The sequence below is a fragment of the Streptomyces sp. NPDC031497 genome, assembly GCF_055580905.1.
Genome location: NZ_JBVIKO010000021.1, coordinates 1 through 16,400, shown reverse-complemented (window position 1 = coordinate 16,400; position 16,400 = coordinate 1). Strand labels below are relative to the sequence as shown.

16 protein-coding genes and 1 pseudogene are annotated in these 16,400 nt (G+C 71.2%); 11 read left to right on the top strand and 6 right to left on the bottom strand.

Annotated features, from left to right (window positions below; all coding sequences use genetic code 11):
• A complete protein-coding gene (locus ACZ5K7_RS34620; protein ID WP_351702185.1) occupies positions 1 to 447 on the top strand; it encodes a hypothetical protein in 447 nt (148 codons plus the stop codon).
• A 62-nt stretch (positions 448 to 509) separates the two neighbouring features.
• A complete protein-coding gene (locus ACZ5K7_RS34615; protein ID WP_468919782.1) occupies positions 510 to 1,016 on the top strand; it encodes a hypothetical protein in 507 nt (168 codons plus the stop codon).
• A 24-nt stretch (positions 1,017 to 1,040) separates the two neighbouring features.
• Here ACZ5K7_RS34615 and ACZ5K7_RS34610 read toward each other — a convergent pair whose 3' ends face one another.
• Positions 1,041 to 2,378 (bottom strand): jacalin-like lectin, encoded by a 1,338-nt coding sequence (locus ACZ5K7_RS34610; protein WP_468919780.1) that lies wholly within the window; start codon positions 2,376 to 2,378, stop codon positions 1,041 to 1,043.
• 505 nt (positions 2,379 to 2,883) lie between these two features.
• Between ACZ5K7_RS34610 and ACZ5K7_RS34605 the strand changes: the two genes are divergently transcribed.
• On the top strand, positions 2,884 to 3,510 hold the full coding sequence (locus ACZ5K7_RS34605; RefSeq protein ID WP_468919778.1) for a lamin tail domain-containing protein: 627 nt from the start codon (positions 2,884 to 2,886) through the stop codon (positions 3,508 to 3,510).
• Positions 3,511 to 3,573: 63 nt separating this feature from the next.
• Here the strand turns inward: ACZ5K7_RS34605 and ACZ5K7_RS34600 are convergent, their stop codons facing one another.
• On the bottom strand, positions 3,574 to 4,527 hold the full coding sequence (locus ACZ5K7_RS34600) for a ScbA/BarX family gamma-butyrolactone biosynthesis protein (RefSeq protein ID WP_351702176.1): 954 nt from the start codon (positions 4,525 to 4,527) through the stop codon (positions 3,574 to 3,576).
• Between the two features lie 392 nt (positions 4,528 to 4,919).
• Here ACZ5K7_RS34600 and ACZ5K7_RS34595 point away from each other — a divergent pair, with 392 nt between their 5' ends.
• The 5 genes from ACZ5K7_RS34595 to ACZ5K7_RS34575 all read left to right on the top strand — a co-directional run bounded on the left by ACZ5K7_RS34595 (position 4,920) and on the right by ACZ5K7_RS34575 (position 9,013).
• The gene (locus ACZ5K7_RS34595) at positions 4,920 to 5,651 is read left to right on the top strand and encodes an HAD family phosphatase (protein ID WP_468919774.1); all 732 of its coding nucleotides are present in this window, start codon (positions 4,920 to 4,922) and stop codon (positions 5,649 to 5,651) included.
• Entirely contained in the window at positions 5,648 to 6,421 is a 774-nt protein-coding gene (locus tag ACZ5K7_RS34590) for an SDR family NAD(P)-dependent oxidoreductase (RefSeq protein WP_468919771.1), read from the top strand. The genes ACZ5K7_RS34595 and ACZ5K7_RS34590 overlap by 4 nt, the downstream gene beginning before the upstream one ends.
• Positions 6,422 to 6,562: 141 nt before the next feature.
• On the top strand, positions 6,563 to 7,234 hold the full coding sequence (locus tag ACZ5K7_RS34585; RefSeq protein WP_351702167.1) for a ScbR family autoregulator-binding transcription factor: 672 nt from the start codon (positions 6,563 to 6,565) through the stop codon (positions 7,232 to 7,234).
• Between the two features lie 216 nt (positions 7,235 to 7,450).
• Positions 7,451 to 8,065 (top strand): ScbR family autoregulator-binding transcription factor, encoded by a 615-nt coding sequence (locus ACZ5K7_RS34580; protein ID WP_468919767.1) that lies wholly within the window; start codon positions 7,451 to 7,453, stop codon positions 8,063 to 8,065.
• A gap of 123 nt (positions 8,066 to 8,188) precedes the next feature.
• Positions 8,189 to 9,013, top strand: a complete 825-nt coding sequence (locus ACZ5K7_RS34575) for an AfsR/SARP family transcriptional regulator (protein WP_468919764.1) — start codon at positions 8,189 to 8,191, stop codon at positions 9,011 to 9,013.
• On the opposite strand, the pseudogene ACZ5K7_RS34570 reads toward ACZ5K7_RS34575, so the two are convergent.
• Positions 8,997 to 9,332, bottom strand: a pseudogene (locus tag ACZ5K7_RS34570) (MFS transporter); the annotation flags it as partial. The gene ACZ5K7_RS34575 and the pseudogene ACZ5K7_RS34570 overlap by 17 nt on opposite strands.
• A 245-nt stretch (positions 9,333 to 9,577) precedes the next feature.
• Positions 9,578 to 10,849 (bottom strand): FAD-dependent oxidoreductase, encoded by a 1,272-nt coding sequence (locus ACZ5K7_RS34565; RefSeq protein WP_351702158.1) that lies wholly within the window; start codon positions 10,847 to 10,849, stop codon positions 9,578 to 9,580.
• Between the two features lie 694 nt (positions 10,850 to 11,543).
• Here ACZ5K7_RS34565 and ACZ5K7_RS34560 point away from each other — a divergent pair.
• Together ACZ5K7_RS34560 and ACZ5K7_RS34555 are read left to right on the top strand one after the other, a co-directional pair.
• Positions 11,544 to 12,401 carry an AfsR/SARP family transcriptional regulator gene (locus ACZ5K7_RS34560; protein WP_468919760.1) on the top strand — a complete coding sequence of 286 codons (858 nt, stop codon included), beginning with the start codon at positions 11,544 to 11,546 and terminating at the stop codon, positions 12,399 to 12,401.
• Positions 12,402 to 12,565: 164 nt separating this feature from the next.
• A complete protein-coding gene (locus tag ACZ5K7_RS34555; RefSeq protein WP_351702152.1) occupies positions 12,566 to 12,691 on the top strand; it encodes a hypothetical protein in 126 nt (41 codons plus the stop codon).
• A gap of 9 nt (positions 12,692 to 12,700) precedes the next feature.
• Here the strand turns inward: ACZ5K7_RS34555 and ACZ5K7_RS34550 are convergent, their stop codons facing one another.
• The gene (locus ACZ5K7_RS34550; RefSeq protein ID WP_468920004.1) at positions 12,701 to 14,563 is read right to left on the bottom strand and encodes a glycoside hydrolase family 5 protein; all 1,863 of its coding nucleotides are present in this window, start codon (positions 14,561 to 14,563) and stop codon (positions 12,701 to 12,703) included.
• A 107-nt stretch (positions 14,564 to 14,670) separates the two neighbouring features.
• Positions 14,671 to 15,420, bottom strand: a complete 750-nt coding sequence (locus ACZ5K7_RS34545) for an alpha/beta fold hydrolase (protein ID WP_468919757.1) — start codon at positions 15,418 to 15,420, stop codon at positions 14,671 to 14,673.
• Between the two features lie 129 nt (positions 15,421 to 15,549).
• Between ACZ5K7_RS34545 and ACZ5K7_RS34540 the strand changes: the two genes are divergently transcribed.
• Positions 15,550 to 16,239 carry a DUF6215 domain-containing protein gene (locus ACZ5K7_RS34540; protein ID WP_468919754.1) on the top strand — a complete coding sequence of 230 codons (690 nt, stop codon included), beginning with the start codon at positions 15,550 to 15,552 and terminating at the stop codon, positions 16,237 to 16,239.
• Positions 16,240 to 16,400 lie beyond the last annotated feature (161 nt).

The window sequence follows — 16,400 nt, the reverse complement described above, 5'->3', positions numbered from 1 at the left end:
GTGAGAACAGCGAACCCCACCACCATCGTCGAGCTGTGGCGGAGCGGCAAGGCGCCGGCGTGGGACGGCCTGTACCGCGCCGACGGGTCGGCTCGCAGCGCGCAGGTGGACGGCGACGAACTGTCCTGGTTCGAACTCGGAGAACCACTCGACCTCGACGCGTTGCTGGCGGCGAGTCCGGATCATGTCACCCAGGTTGGGGCGCCTCCCGACCGCGTCGCGGCACTGCAGGATGGTTCCGGGTACGTCGGCTGCGGCGAGGGGGCCTTGGGCGCCGACGGGTTCTTCGCCCGGTTCGACAAGGACCACGACGTCGTGTGGCTGGTGTTCCTCAGCGACTCCAACCCCTTCGAACAGGTTTCCGTCGACGGATCTCTGGCCACGTTCACCAACAGCCTGGGCAACACGCTCACAGTGGATCTGGAGGACCCGGACTTCGCGCCCTGAGACGAGGGCGGCGACCCTCATTGCCCTGGCGGTATGACGTCTGGGGCGGCCGGGAGACCGCCGTGGCGGAGCTCCTGGCCCCGGGCCTCGACGTCGTCCGCCCCTCGTCGGCGGACCGCGACCCGGAAGTACGGTCCATGGCCGCGGCCCTGGTGGGTGACGCGTCCGTCGAGTGGACGGCCGATCTCGACCTGCTGCTCGCGGCCGAAGCAGCCGAGCCACACGCGCTCGCGCGTGCCTGCCCGGCGGAGGCGGCGGTGACCCTCGCCCTTCGCGCCCCGGCTGCCAGGCTCCCCGGCCGGGTGAAGCAGTGGCTGCACGACCCCGAAGCCGCCGTACGTTTCAGGGTCGCCCGCATCGCCAGGACCGCGCCGGCGGCTGAGTACGCGCGGCTCGCCCTTCTGGCCGATGGGGCCTACGACGCCGACCCCGGGGCGATGGAGACGGTCTGGCCCGCTGTGGTACGGGCACGCGCGCCGGGGCATGCCACGGGCGTTGGTCGGACCGAGCCTGCCGACCAGCAGACGGTCCCGTACGGCTGCTCCGTACGGCCGGCGAAGCGTTCGTGACGTTCGCCGGCCGTAGGGGCGTGGTCAGCGCTTGGTGTAGATGAAGCCGACCTTGTCGAGCTCGTCACCGGAGCGGCCGTGGAAGCCGGCGATCTGCCAGCCCGTCGGCGCGGTGCGGGTCACGCAGTCCGAGGTCGTCGTACCACCGGCGAGGGTGTTGCCCAGGTTGGTGGTGAACTTGGCGTAGAAGATGCGGGTGGTGTTGTTGTACTTGGCCTCGCACAGGTACGCCGTGGTCACGTACTCGCCGCTGCCCAGCGTCAGCGAGGACGCCGTGCCGCCGGTGCCGCCGTGGGTCAGCGTGGTGCCGTTGCCCAGGGTGATGCCGACCTGGTCGACGCGGGAGCCGGAGCGCAGCGAGATGCTGGTGGCGCGGGCGGCGGCCGGGACGCTCGGAAGGTCCTGGTAGTAGTCGCCGTGCGGACCGCCGAACTGGTCGCTGAGCTGGAAGTCCGGGTTCTGCGACCAGGAGAAGCCGACCGTGATCGGGTCGTGGTCGGAGAGCATCAGACCGTCGTCGTTGAGGAACTTGGCGTGCTCGTTGTTGTACGAGGTCGCGTTGAGGGTGACCAGCTTGCTGCTGCGGTACAGGACCTTGTCGACGACCTCGCACGTGTTGGGCACGGTGGCCCCGGTCTGGTCGCAGAGCAGGGTGTCGCTGCCCTTGGCCGGTGCGCTGCCGCCGCGGATCAGCTTGACCCAGGCGTCGGTCAGCCCGTTGGCGGAGGCGAACTCCGCGATGGTGTCGGCGGTGCGGGTGTAGCGGGTGTTGGTGTCACCCATGACCACGACGGCGTTCCCGGCCGAGTGGGTGCTGATGAACGATGTCAGCTGGCTGAGGTTGTCGGCCCGGGAGGCCTCGTCGCCGTCGTTCGTACCCGCGTTGGTGTGCAGGTTGTAGAAGTCGACGTAGACGCCCTCGGCGAGGCGCTCGCGCATGAAGGTGAAGCCCTTGGGGGTCAGGCAGTCACCCGAGTCGAGCTGGCAGGAGTTCCAGCCGACGCGCTCGAAGTCGTCGCCGTCCCAGGCGTAGTCGGAGACGGTGTTCAGCCCGCTGCCGATACCCGCGCCGCCGCTGGTCGCGGTGCGGTACGGATGGGTGTCCGTCGAGTACAGGTACGCGTGGTAGTTGAAGTCCTCCTGGACGTTGACGATGTCGTACGGCGCGATCCGCCGGCCGATCTCGGTGGTGCTGGTGTCGCGCGGTGTGGATGCGCTCGACAGCGACTCCGGAAGTCCGGCGACGTTGTACGTGAGCACACTGAACGTGCCCGAGCCGGCCGCCGCGGCCGGAGTGGCCGTCGCCGTGAGCCCGCCGAGGGCGGCAACCGCGGCCGCCAGACAGGCGACAAGTCTGCGCATGGGGGTGTCTCCTACGGGGAGGTGTGCGCCGAGAGGGTGTGAGCATGCCAAAAAAGGCAACCCAAAACGTAGTGGCAAACGCTTTCCCCGCGCCCCTGTCGCGGCCGACCAATCGGGGAATTCCATATGACGACCAGAAGATCAACTTCTGTCGGCGGTCCGACCGGCCGCTGACTGTTACTCACTTTCGGGTGAGAGGACCCTGTTTGCCGGGGTGCGGGTGGGGCCGGAGAGGCGCCATGAACCCGCTCCCTGCACGGCGGTCGGGCCTCGCGGCGGATCAAAATGGTGCATTCAATAAATAAATGGACATTACAGTCGAGGGTCATAGCCGCGCGAAAGATCGGTAACGGGCGTGGTGCGCGCCGCGCCTGTCCCGCCGCCCGGTTGCAAGGTGTGGCTGCGCGGCCGCCCGGCCGTCGCCTCGCACCACACGCTCCCTCGTGAACCGCGGCTTCGCACCGCACGCGTCGGGGTGTGCCCGAACCCCGTAAAGGGGGACCTCGTGTCCGTATCCGTCTTCGCGACCGCCCGTCGTCTCGGTTCCGTCACCGCCGTGGCGGCCGTCCTGGTGGGCGCGGTGGCGCTGCCCGCCGCCGCGGCCGCCGCCACGCACCCCGCGAATCCGCCCCGCGACGCGGTCGTCATCAGCGCCGTCCAGCACGACCTGCAGGGGCGTGCGGTCTTCTCCGGCCGTGCCCTGAACCGGGAGTGGGTGGACGTCACCAACACCGCCCGCCGGGACGTGAACCTGAGCGGCTGGACGCTGTCGGACGCCGACGGTAACAGCTACACCTTCCGTCACTACCGGCTGGCCGGCCGCACCACGGTCCGGGTCCACACCGGGCAGGGCCGGGACAGCCTGACGGACCTGTACCAGGACCGCCGCCAGTCCGTCTGGAACCACGGCGCCGACACCGCCACCCTGCGCAACGACCACGGACGTTACGTCGACTCCGCCTCGTGGGGTCTGCACCACCGCCGGGACGCCGACGACCGCCACGCCCTCGGTCACCGGCGGGACGCCGACGAGCGGCACGTCCCTGGCCACCGCCGGGAGGCCGATGACCGCAACGCCCTCGGCCACCGCCGGGACGCCGACGACCGGGGCGCCCTCGGTCACCGGCACTGACGAGCCCGACGGCCGCCGCCGGGTCCCGAACCGGGGCCCGGCGGCGGCCGTTTCGCGGCGCCTTCAGCCGGCGACGGGTCCGTGCACGGTGGAGGTGAAGACGGTCTCGCCGCCCTGCCGGCCGACGACCTGCACGGTCACCGTGCCGTCACCCCCAGGGGTCACCCCGGTCACCTCCACCCAGCACGGGCTGTCGAGCTCGACGTAGCGGTCGAACGTCGTGGAGGTGCTCGCCGGTATCAGCGCGCGAGGTGCCAGTCGGGCGCAGGCGGCCTGGCGGGCACCCTCCAGCAGGACCATGCCGGGCAGGTGGTCACCGCCGTGGTCGAACAGGATCGGATGGGCCAGGTCCGGGGTCAGCAGCCACCGGCCGGGCCTGTCCGTGGGCGTCAGCACCACGTCGGCGGGGGAGGTGCGGCCCACGGCGGACGGTGGCATCGGGTCGGCCCCGACCGTCGGCTCCGCCGAAGTCGCCTGCTTCGCGGGCCGGTTGGCCCGCAGACGCGCGTAGACGGACGGCGTGACGATGGAGTACAGCCCGTCTCCGTGGGCCACGGGCCGGCCGTCCCGGCGCAGCGCGAACCCTATGCCCATCCGGCGCGCGGACGCCCTGCCGCGCGGCGCGGTGTCCGGGCACGTCACCTCCAGCTCGAAGTCGGTCGGCCGGGAGCCGATCCGCAGCTGCGTCAGATCGGTGTGGCAGCTGAGCGACCACAGGACGAAGTGATGCCCGAGCGGTACGCCGTGTTCGGCGTGCGTCACGAACATGCCGGCCTGCCGAAACGTCTCCGCGGCCTGCAGCGGATCGTGACTCGAACCGTCGGCGCTGTTGAAGAAGGTGTGGGCCCGTGGCCACTGTCCGGTGAGGGAGAACCGCAGCCCGTCGTCCTGCGCGGTACACCCACTGAGGAACACCTCGGCCAGGGACGCCCGGTGGACGTACTCCTTGGGAACCGTGGTGGTCAGCCGGGGCAGTGCGGGCAGACCGACTCCGATCTCGCTGGCGGACAGGCTCATCGACAACCCCCCGTCGGAAAGCTCTTCGCTGGCTGAAGCTCTGTTCGACGCCTATAAGATACGGACCTACCGGTTTTCTCGGGTCGGCCACAAGGTAAAGGATTCGCCAAGCGTGGTTGGACTCCATCCATGCATGACTCCGCTCAGTGGTGGTTTGGCCAAGTATTTTCGCGCTCAATCAAGCTGAAGGCACGGCGAAAAACGGACTAACTGGCAGATCTCGACGGCCGGTTATGGGTGGGTGACGAGCCCGGCTCGCCTCCGGCAAAACCTGTCCAGCGGTCTCTTTCGGCCATCTCCCGGGGGAGTTCACCGTCCGCCGAGGCACCCGAGCCGCCCCGGTCCCGACAGTCACTGCATGATGGTCGAACGGCCCGCGAGAGGGAGACCCGATGGAACCACTGCGCACCCTGCGCCTCGCCGCCGTCAACATCGACGGCGTCCTGCTCAACGACAGCTTCAGCCCCGTCCTGCACCGCCTCGTCCTCAAGTACGGCGGTACGTACACCCGGGAGCTGGAACAGCGGCTCTTCTCCCAGTCCCGGCTCGCCGCCGCCCGGGTGCTGCTGGAGGAGACCGGCGCCGACGTGAGCGAGCAGGAGGCCATCACCGACTACTTCGCCGAACGCGAGCACTACCTGCGCACCCACCCCGTCCGCACGCTCGACGGCGCCGAGGAACTCCTGCACCGGCTGCGCGCCCTGGGTCTGGACGTCGTCTGCTACGGCGGCCTCGACGAGGACCACTTCCGCCGCCATCTCGGCGCCTGGGAGCAGCTGTTCACCGCCCCGCACTACATCTGCACCAACGACTTCCGACCCGGCATCCGGGAGATAGCCGAGGACCACTTCGGCCTCGACCGCCACCAGGTCCTCTTCATCGACGACGTGGCCCGTTTCGCCGGCCACGCCAAGGAACTGGACGTGCCGTTCGTCGGGCACCCCAGCACCTTCGAGCACGGCTTCCAGCGCGAGCTGATGCGCGAACTCGGCGTCCGGCACCTGGTCGGCGGCCTCGCCGAGATCGACGAACACCGCCTGCGCACCCTCGACCGGGAGGCCGGGCTCGACATCTTCTGGCATGATGCCGACTCCCTCTCCACCGCCTCGGAGGTGGCCAAGTGACCGCAGCGGAAGGAGCCGCGCTGGCCGGCCGGGTCGCGCTCATCACCGGCGCCAGCAGCGGTATCGGCGCGGCCGCCGCCCGGGTCTTCGCCCGGCAGGGCGCCACCGTCGTCCTGACCGCCCGCCGCGAGGACAAGCTGCGCGCCCTCGCCGACGAGCTGCGCGCCGAGGGCGCCGAGGCGAGCCACCGCACCCTGGACGTACGCGACGGCGAAGCGGTGCGCCGGACCGTCGAGTTCGCCGTCGAGCGCTACGGCCGCCTCGACGCCGCCTTCAACAACGCGGGCGTCGCGCTGCCGAAGACCCCGATGCACCTCATCGACGACGCCGACTACGAGCGGGTCACCGAGACCAACGTGCGGGGCGTGTGGAACTGCCTGCGCCACGAGATCACGGCCATGCTGGAGTCCGGGGGCGGCTCGATCGTCAACACCAGCAGCGTGGGCGGCCTGGTCGCCTCCTCGACGGCCGCGCCCTACATCGCCTCCAAGCACGCGGTGATCGGACTGACCAAGGCCGCCGCCGTCGAGTACGCCCCGCACCACATCCGTGTGAACGCCATCGCCCCGGGCCTGACCCGCTCCGAGATGATCGACGACTGGTTCGCCAAGTCGCCCGAGAACGAGGCACGGGCCTACCGCTCCGCCCCGCAGGCACGCGCCGCCGACCCCGAGGAGGTCGCGGAGGCCGCCGCCTGGCTGTGCAGCGACAGAGCGAGCTTCGTCACGGGTGCCACACTTACCGTGGACGGCGGGCGCACCGCCTGGTGAACTGCCCGACGAGTCCCGCGCCGACGCTCCGGCGCCGCCGCGGGACCGGCCGGGAATCGGCCCTGTGCGGCCGAAATACCGGCCCCCGATTGGGGTAAGGTACGTCACGTCCGGTTTTGTTTTGACCGAGGAGGGGTCCCCATGGCGCGTCAGGAGCGTGCGATTCGGACCCGCCGTGCTGTTGTCGAGGCCGCCGCCGCGGTCTTCGCCGAGCGCGGATACACGGCGGCCACGATCGCCGAGATCCTTGAGCGGGCCGGAGTGACCAAGGGGGCCCTGTACTTCCACTTCGACTCCAAGGAAGCCCTCGCGCGGGGCGTGATCAACGCCCAGATCAGCGACGACTACTGGGTACCGCGCGAGCTGAAGCTCCAGGAGTGGGTGGACATCGGCATGACGCTGGCCCACCGCATCCCCAAGGAGGTCATCCTGCTCGCCGGTATACGGCTGTCGGCGGACCTTCAGGGGCGTTCGCTGTTCGGCAGTGCCTGGCCCGCCTGGACCGAGGTGGTGACCGAGAAACTGGTGGAGGCCAAGGAACGCGGCGAGGTACTGCCGCACGTCACGCCCCAGGAGACCGCGGAGTGCTTCCTCGGGGCCTGGATCGGGACCCAGTTCATGTCCGAGGTCGTCTCCGACTGGACGGATCTCAACGACCGTATCTCCGTCCTCTACAACCACGTCCTGCCGGCCATAGCCACTCCCGCGGCCCTGATCCGGCTGGACACCGCGCCCGACCGTGGCGCCCGGGTCGTCGAGGAAGTCGAGCGTCGGCGACAGGAACGGGAAGCGCTGGTGGCCACCGAGGCCTGACCCGCCCCGGACCAAACCACCTCGCCGGTTTGTTGTGCGGGGAGCGCCGTGCTCCCGATGATGCGGGAGGGCCGCCGGGGTCCTCCGTCCACCCTCAGAGCGCTGACAAACCTACCAGCCATGCTGTTTGCTAGGGTTCTCGAATCGCAATGTTGCAGGCCCAGGGGGAATCGGACCGTCCAATTCTGGATTCGCCCGGATCAACAGGGGGACGCGATGGTCAAGCAGCTCCGGGCGGCCCGAACCCGCCAGGCCCTCGTTCATGCCGCAGCCGAGATCTTCGCGGAGGACGGCTATGCGATGTCCTCGCTGCCCGCGATCAGCCGGCGGGCCGGAGTGAGCGCCGGAGCGCTGCACTTCCACTTTCCCAGCAAGGACGCCCTCGCGGTCGAGGTGGAGGGCGCGGCCCGGCGGACCATCGAGCACATGGTCGCCGACCGGCGCCCGTCGGCCGCCTCCGCGCTGCACCTGCTGATCGCGGTCACCCGGGAACTGCTGGTCGCGGTCGCCACCGATGTCGTCGTTCGCGCGGGGTTCAAACTGAGCGTCGACCCCTCCCGCAAGAACGGCATGGGCTTCGGCTGCTGGTGGCGTACCTGGGTGTGCGAACAACTGGTGCGGGCCCAGCAGCAAGGGGAGCTGGCCGAGGGCGTGGCGCCGGACCGGGTCGCCGCGGTGATAGTCGCCGCGACGGTCGGGTTCGAGGTGCTCGGCGCGGCGGACCGTGACCGGATCTCACCACAGCACGTCGAGCAGTTCTGGTCACTGGTGCTTCCCCAACTGGCCGCGCACGACAGCGAGTTCGCGGGCGCCGCGCTGTCCGACTCCTGACTCCGAGTCAAGAGCCGACAAAGTCGAGGGTGTTCGGTTTGACAAACCGGCCATGCCGTTTTTGACTCGGGTGCCCGGGACTCGCCTCGGAGCACCCGAGTGGCGGACGGGCAGGGGGACGGCGTGGACATCGGCATACTCGGCACGCTCGACGTGCGCGAGATGGGCGTCTCCATCACCCCGACCGCGCCCAAGCCGCGTCAGGTGCTCGCCCTTCTCGCCCTGCACGCCGACCGGGCCGTGACCGTCGCGACGCTCACTGAGGAACTCTGGGGGCAACGGCCACCGCGCAGTGCGCGCCCCACCCTGCAGACGTACGTCATGCACCTGCGCGAACTCATCGCCGGAGCGTCGGCGGGGACGGGCGGCGGCGCGGACGGACGTACCGCGAAACAGGTGCTGCGCACCGTACCCGGCGGCTATCTGCTCGACAGCGGTGAAGGCACCAGTGACGTCCGGGAGTTCGAGCGGCTCGCTGGGAGCGGGTACCGGGCGGCGGACGCGGGGGACCATCGCGAGGCCGCCCGGCTGCTGCGTACGGCGCTCGACCTGTGGACCGGTCCGGCCCTGGCCGACGTCCCCGCCGGAGACTGTCTGCGCGCGGAGATCAGGGGGCTGGAGGAGAGCCGGCTGTGCGCCCTGGACCGGCGCATCGAGGCCGATCTGCGGCTGGGCCGGCACCGCGAGCTGATCGCCGAACTCACCGTGCTGGTCAGCCGGCACCCCACCCACGAGAGCCTGTGCGGCCAGCTCATGCTCGCCCTGCACCGCTCGGGCCGCCGCAGCGAGGCCCTCGCCGCCTACCAGCGCCTGCGCACCACCCTCGTACGCGACTTCGGCCTGGAACCCTCGGCCGTGCTGGGCAAGGTGCGCCAGTCCGTCCTGGCGGCCACCGAGGACGACACACCGGCGCCCGATGCCGCAGGCCCGCTCACCCAGGTCGGCTGACCGCGCGTCCAGCACGCGGCAGCCTGCCGCCGAGCAGCACCGCGCAGGCCCCGGCGGTCAGCAGCCCGCCCGCCAGGAACACGGCCCGTATCCCGGCCGACGGCAGAATCAGCCCGCCGAGCGCGGCACCCGCCGCGATACCGGCGTTGTAGAAGCCGGAGTTCGCCGCGAGAGCCATGTCCGTGCGGCCCGGGGCGCAGTGCAGCATCGCGTTCTGGGCGGCCATGAACACCGGACCGAGCGCACCGCCCATCAGGACCGAAGACACCACCGCCGCGACCGGACGGCCGCCGACCGAGTACAGGCCGAGCATGCCCACCGGCAGCGACACCCGAAGACCCGCGGAGATCACCTCCAGGAGGCCGACCGGCAGGTTCTCGGCGGTGTTGAAGGTGAACGCGGCCAGCATCAGGGCGCCGAGCAGCGCCGGCCCGTGCCACCGGGCCGGTCGCCGCGCCCGCGGGCGGTCGCCGCCCGCCCGCGCCCGTCGCGGCTGCTCCACGGCACCGTCCATGGAACCAGCTCACCGGGCTCACCGGCCCCGCCGCAACCGAATTCCGCTGCTCAGGAGCTGCCGATGTGCCGGGCGATCCGGACGGCCGCGAACTCCGTGCCCGCCACGAACCGCATCATCGGCCCGAACATCGGCGCCGCGAGCGAGCCCGTGAAGTACAGACCCGGCACCGACGACTCGAACGTCCCCCGCAGTGCGGGAGCCCTCGAACCCGGCACGCACGCCACGTCGCGGCGCACCGTGGGGGAGAGGAAGGGCAGCGCGTCCAGGTCCAGCCGGTAACCGGTGGCCGCCAGCACGTGGTCGACGGTGAGGGACTCGCGCTCGCCCCCGGGACCGGCGACATCCAGGCGTACCACCGGCCCGGACAGCACGGCACCGGCGACCCGGCGCGAGGTATGCACCGGAACGACGCCCACCACCCGCTCCCGCAGCCACCAGCCGCCCGAGGGGCCGAGCGCCCGCCGGAACAGCAGCAGCCGCGCGGGTGCCGGAAACCATCGCACGCCGCCCGGTGCCGCGCAGACCCCGGCCAGGATCCAGCCGGTGCCCAGCGGCGAGGCCGGCTTGGTCAGCCGCTGAACCCAGGGTCGGGCCAGGTCCGGGGTCATGCCCCACAACACCTTCCGCTCGCGCACCAGGACCTGCACCTCGGCGCCCGCCTCGTGCAGCAGCGCGGCACTCTCCAGCGCGGACTGGCCACCGCCGACGACCGCCACCCGCCGGCCCGCGTACGCGGACAGATCGGTGTGCTGGCTGGTGTGCGACACCGGCGCCCGGGGGCCTGGCCCCTCAGGCGTGAGGTGCCGCAACTCGTCCGGCACATGGGCGAGTCCGTTCAGACCGGTCGCCACCACGACGGCCGAGGCCGCCGTCTCCTGTCCGTCGTCCGCCCGGACCACGAAGCCCGCTCCGGACCCGGGCCGCTCGACCGCCGTCACCCGGGCCGACTCCACCTCGCCGACGTACCGCTTCTGGAACCACTGCCCGTACCGTACGAAGACGTCGCACGGGATCGGGGTCAGCTCGGTCAGCTCCGGCTCACCGTGCTCACGCCGGAAGTCCGCCAGCCGGCCGCCCGGCTCCGGTGCCGACAGATCGGTGGCGGCCGGCGTCGATTTCAGGAACATTCCGGTGGCCATGGCATGCCGCCAACTGCCCATCACATCACCGAAGACGCGGACCGGTGCCCCCGCCGCCCGTAAGTGGGCGGCCACCGACAGTCCGTACGGCCCGGCGCCGATCACGACGACCGGTGGCCGTCCGTGCCCGGCGAACGCCTGCTCCTGGGCAGGGTGCTGCCCCGGAAGCGACTCCGTCATGGATCCCTCCGCTGGTCTGCTCGCCGCCTTCCCCTGGGCGACGCGACACTGCGGGATGGCACGCCCGGCGTGACTCGGCCGTGCTCGTCCCCCCTCCGCGGGTGAGTCTCTCCCATGGGGCGGATCCCGGAAACGATATCTACGCACGTTGGCCAAAACTTGGTCGAATCATACGACAAGCGGGCTCGATCATGTCATTGACGTGCGGCGGACGGCCGCCGATGATCACCGATCCGACAGGACCGGACGGCGACGGCGGTCACCGGGTTTCGCCCACCGCCCGGGGCGTCGAAGGCAGTTCGGACCGCTGGTCCGCGTACGGACTGGTCGTGCTCCGTGCCAACAGGTGTCCCGAGGTGCGGACGCGTGGCACGGTGCTGGGCGAGCGCCCGCGGGCCGTCTCCTGGTGCCGACCTGATCCGCGGTCAAGTAACCGACCGAATGGCTTCGTTCAGGCTGTTATCCGGTCTGGACCTTTACGGCACTCAGCTCGGTCCGAACCGTCCGGCCGGCGCCGTCCCGCTCCGGCGGCCGTTGGCAAGACGGCGTGGAGCTGCTACTTCGGCGTTTCCAGCGGGAGGTGTGGCACCCTGCGGCCGTCAACTGGAAGCAGGCTGACGGGTGGTCTGTTGACAGACCGCTTGTGCTGTTTTCTACTGGCGGTGTGTCAGGTGAGAGGAACAGGGAGACGCGTGTGGACATCGGGCTGCTGGGCGCACTGAACGTGCGGGAGAACGGGGTCTCCATCGCCCCGACCGCGCCGAAGCCCCGCCAGGTGCTGGCCCTGCTGGCGCTCCGCGCCGGACAGATGGTCCCCGTCCCCACCCTCGTCGAGGAACTCTGGGCGGGCGCCCCACCGCGCAGCGCCCGCACCACTCTGCAGACCTATGTGCTCCAGCTCAGGGAACTCATCGCGACGGCACTGCGCCGGAGCGCCGGTTGCGATGGTGCGGACGCGCCCTCCGCGAAGGACATCCTCACCACCCTGCCCGGCGGCTACCTGCTCGCGACCGGAGGCGGCCGCAGCGACATCCAGGAGTTCGAGCGGCTCCGCGAACTGGGCTGCCGGGCCATGGACGACGAGAACTTCGCGGACGCCTCCCGTACCCTTCGCCAGGCGCTGGACCTGTGGACCGGGCCGCCCTTCGCCGACGTGCACACCGGAGCCCATCTCGCCATGGAGGCGCGGCGGCTGGAGGAGAGCCGGCTGTGCGCCCTGGACCAGCGCATCGAGGCCGACCTACGGCTCGGCCGGCACCGCGAACTGCTCGCCGAACTCACCGTCCTGACCAGCCGCTACCGCACCCACGAGAACCTGCACGCCCAGTTCATGCTCGCCCTCTACCGCTCGGGCCGGCGCGGCGAGGCGCTCCACGTCTACCAGCAGTTGCGCACCCTCCTCGTCAGGGACCTCGGCCTGGAACCCTCGGCACGACTGCGCCGCCTCCAGCAGTCCGTCCTCACGGCCACCGCCGAGCACCCCGACTCTCCGGCACACCACGACGACCTGGCGGTACCGGCCCCGGGCGGCGGACTGGCGCGCGTGCCCTGAGCGGACGGGGCCGCGCCGATTCGTCGCACAGCCCCTTGTCGAAGGGCCGTGCGGCGACCGAACGGCGAAGGGCCGGTCACCAAGCCGAAGACGAGGAGTCGGATGGGGGCGGCAGCACCGAGCCGGCCAGGCGCCGGAGCGGAAAACATCTCGACGACCGGCCCGTGGTGGTCGTCTGGATCGCTGCGGCTGCGCCGGCGGACGCCGGGGAGCACCCGTCGGAGTACGAGGACGACTTCTGGGACGTGCGCGGCCGGCCCGCCGTCACCCGGGTGGCGGCGGGCCGGTGACGGACGGGGTCAGGACGGCGCCGGCGCGCACAGCACGGCGGCGGGCCCGGGCGTGCTGCCCACCCGGGTCGTGAACGCGACTCCGGCGATGTACTCGCCGACGGCGCACTGGCCCTTGTAGGCGCCGGAGGCGAAGTCGTCGCCCGCCCCGTCCGCGGGGCGGTTGTCGGACCGGTCGAACCACACCGTGCGGCCGCTCGCGCTCAACGCGGCGCGCGCGGGCGCGCACAGCAGCGTCGACACCCGCTCCCCGCGACGGCTGTAGCCGATCGCGAACTGGCCCGCCGGGCACTGGAGTTTGGTGTACCCGGAAGCCCAGTCGCCGCCCGCCGGGACGTACCGCTCGTCCGTGACGACCGTCTGGGCGTTGCCTGTGGCCCGCAGATCGCCCGTCGTCGCGTCGGTGCACAGGCCGCGTCCGCCGGAGTGGGCGAGGCCGATCAGCCGCAGCCCGTCGGGGCAGACCGCCTTGTAGGCGCCCGAGTCCCAGTCGCCGCCCGCCCGTACCCGCAGGGACTGGACCGCGTCGCCGTGGTCCGTGGCCAGCATCCGCCAGGTCGTCCCCGGCTCGATGTAGCCGGTGCGGCCGGGGGAGTTCACGAGGTGATCCCAGGCCGTGGCCCGCCAGTCGCCGCCGTCGAGGAGGCCGGACCGGTGCCCGGCGGTGTCGTAGCGCAGCAGTGCCCAGTCGTCGTGGCCCTCCCAGCCGACCAGCGGCCAGTAGGCGAAGTCGGTGTCGTGGTCGGCGAAGTAGTCGGTGATGTTGCCGAACCAGGTGCGGGCGGCCGTACCCGTCTCGCCGGCGCCGATGCCGAACTCGCTGATCCACACCGGTGCCGTGTAGTGCTTTCCCTCGGTGGTGACGAAGAAGGCCTGGTCGGCGAGGACCTGGTACAGCTCGTCGCGGGTCAGGTCCTGGTAGCGGGGGTCACTGGTCTCGCCGATGCCGGTGGCGCCGCTGTGGTGGGGGCCGGTGTAGCCGTAGAAGTGTGCGGAGTACACCAGTTTGTGAGCGTCGACCAGGGTGTGGGAGAGGGTGCGGACGGGGGCGAGGGTGGGGCGGTCGTGCGGAAGGCCGTCCACCGGCAGCCCGGTCCAGTTGATGCCCTCGATGACGATGAGGAGGTTCGGAGCGGCCTCGGTGAGGATGCGGTCGGCGGCGAGCTGGGCGGCCGCGTACCAGTCGTGGTCGTCGCCCAGTCCCCAGTCGGGGTCGTTGAGGACATCGCGGCGTACCTCGTTGTAGAGGTCGGCGCCCACGACACGGGAGTTGCCCGCGTAGTGCCGGGCCATGAAGACCCAGTCGTCGGCCCACTGCTGGGTCGACTGGCTGCTGTTCCACCGCTCGTTGCCGTCGATGCCGCAGCACCAGCGGGAGGTGTTGGTGTGGTTGTTGAGGATGACGGCGAAGCCCGCGCCGGTCAGGGCGGCCACGACTGCGTCGTAGACCTCCAGGGGGGTCTTTCCGTGCAGCTGCGGATTGGCGGTGACCGCCGCGTCCGGTACCGGGGTCGTCGTATGGATCATCTCGTTCGAGAACGGCAGCCGGATGCTGTTGATGCCGAGCGCTTGGAAGTCCGACATCAACTGGGGGAGGGATGCGCGGTCCAGGCCCAGGGGGATGCCGTAGGAGTCCTGGCCGGCGTGGTGGTCGGCGGGGTCGGTGATGCTGCCGCTGCCGTTCCAGGAGCCCTGGGCGCCGTCCCAGTTGGCGGCCTTCAGGCGGAAGCGGTTCCCGGCGGCGTCGACGATGTAGCGGCCCCGGGTGGACAGGGGCGGCTGCCAGGTGCCGGTGGCGGACGCGGACGGTGCCGGGGCGGCGGACCGTGGTGCGGCGGTCGCCGGGGCGGTGCCGGACAGGGCGAGAACCATGAGTGGTGCTGTCAGGTACGTGACAAGCCTGACGAATTTAGTGATCGACATCAGCCGTCCTTGGAGTGGATGCCGCGTGGGGGCGCCGCAATTTATCAGGGCGCGCGTCAACGCAGAAGCGGCTCATCGGCCCCACAGGCCTCGGCCGTCCAGCCCTCCAGATCACGTTCGGGGCGCAGCAGTCGACGGATGGCGGCGGCCGCGGCCCGGTGCCAGTCGTGGCTGCGGCGGAGCATCGCGTGATCGCTGCCCCTGAGCAGCACCATTCCGGCCTGCGCACCCGCCGCACGGGCCTGCCGTACGTACGCGGACGACTCGGCGGGCTTGGTGACCCGGTCACGGTCGCCGTGCAGGACGACGATCCGGGTCCCGGTGAGATCGTCCACGGGGTCGGCGGGCGGGCACCAGGGCGCCAGCGCGAGGACACCGCGTACCGCGGGGTCGGCCGCCGCGCGCAGCGCCGCCCGGCCGCCCATCGAGTGGCCGACCAGCACCACGGACACGTCCCCCGCCCGGCCACGCAGCTCGTCGAGGGCGCGCAGGGTGTCCTGGAGCGGGTCGGCGGCGTCGTTCCAGCCGCGGTACCGGTAGCGCACCTGGCCGACCAGAACGTCGCGGGGCGAGGAGACCGACGCGGCGGAGCTCAGGAAGGGACGCATGCGCAGGGCCGCCGGCTGCCAGGGGCGCGCCGGCCGGCGCCCGTTCTCCTGCCCGCCGTGCAGGACCAGCACCGCCGCCCGCGTCCGGTCCCGCGGTGCGCGACGCACCACCAGGGCGTTCCCGCCCGCCTCGACGACCCGTCCGTCGGCCACCGCGTCCACCTCTGCTTCCTCCGGCCTGGAGCGTGCTGCCGCCATCAAACACCGCCGGGGGAATCCGCAGCCACCGAGGAGCCTGAGCGGGCCGTGCCATCCCCGTGAACTTCAGTACCGCGAACATCAGTTAGGCTCCACCGCGCACAGGGGACGCACAGTGGGGGTGGGGGCATGACCGAAGGATTCAGTGAGCCTGAAAAGGAAGGCAGACCGGTCGTTCAGGCGATCGCGGCGGTGGCCGTGTTCCTGGGTGTGGTGGGGGTCCTGTGGGCTCAGAAGGCGTTCGTCCACCCGCAGGACGCGAGCAGTGAACCGGCGGCCTGCTCGAAGTCGACCGAGCGGCTGCCCGCCCGCTATGTCTCGGGCGCACGCCTGTGCAAGGCGCTGAACCGCCCGGACCTGCCGGCCCTGCTTGGGACACCGCGGGAACAGGCCGAGACCGCCAGCGGCAGCGGGGACTGGATCACGCTCGCCGGGGGCACCAAGATCCCTTCGCCCGACGCCACGGTGACCCTGAAGACGTACTCCGTGAAGCTGTCGGCGTCCTACGACGACCTGTCCGTCGCCGAGGTCGGCGACCTGATGGGCGGCGCACGCAAGACGACCGTCCTCGGTCACCCGGCCGTCCTCTACTCCAGCCCGACCATCTCCATCGGCTTCAACCTCGGCGGCGGGAAGGCGACCACGGGGCCCGGCGGCACGGCGCGCTGCCTCCTGGTCTCGAAGCACGCGAAGGACGACGGCAAGGGCACGTTCGAGGTCGCGATCTGGCGGCAGGACGACGTGCTGCCCGACGACACGGCTCTCGAACGGGTCGCGGAGCAGGTGTTGCAGACGGTCCCGGGCTGGAACGGGAACTGACCCGGCCGTCCCGGTGATGAACGGGTTCGGGGGGGGGGGGGGGGGGGGGGGGGGGGAGGTGGGGGGGGGGGGGGGGGGGGGTGGACCCGGTCGAGGTGATAGCGCTCGCGGACGACGTGGACACATTCATGGAGCCGCCGATAGAGACCCAGCGGCCGGAG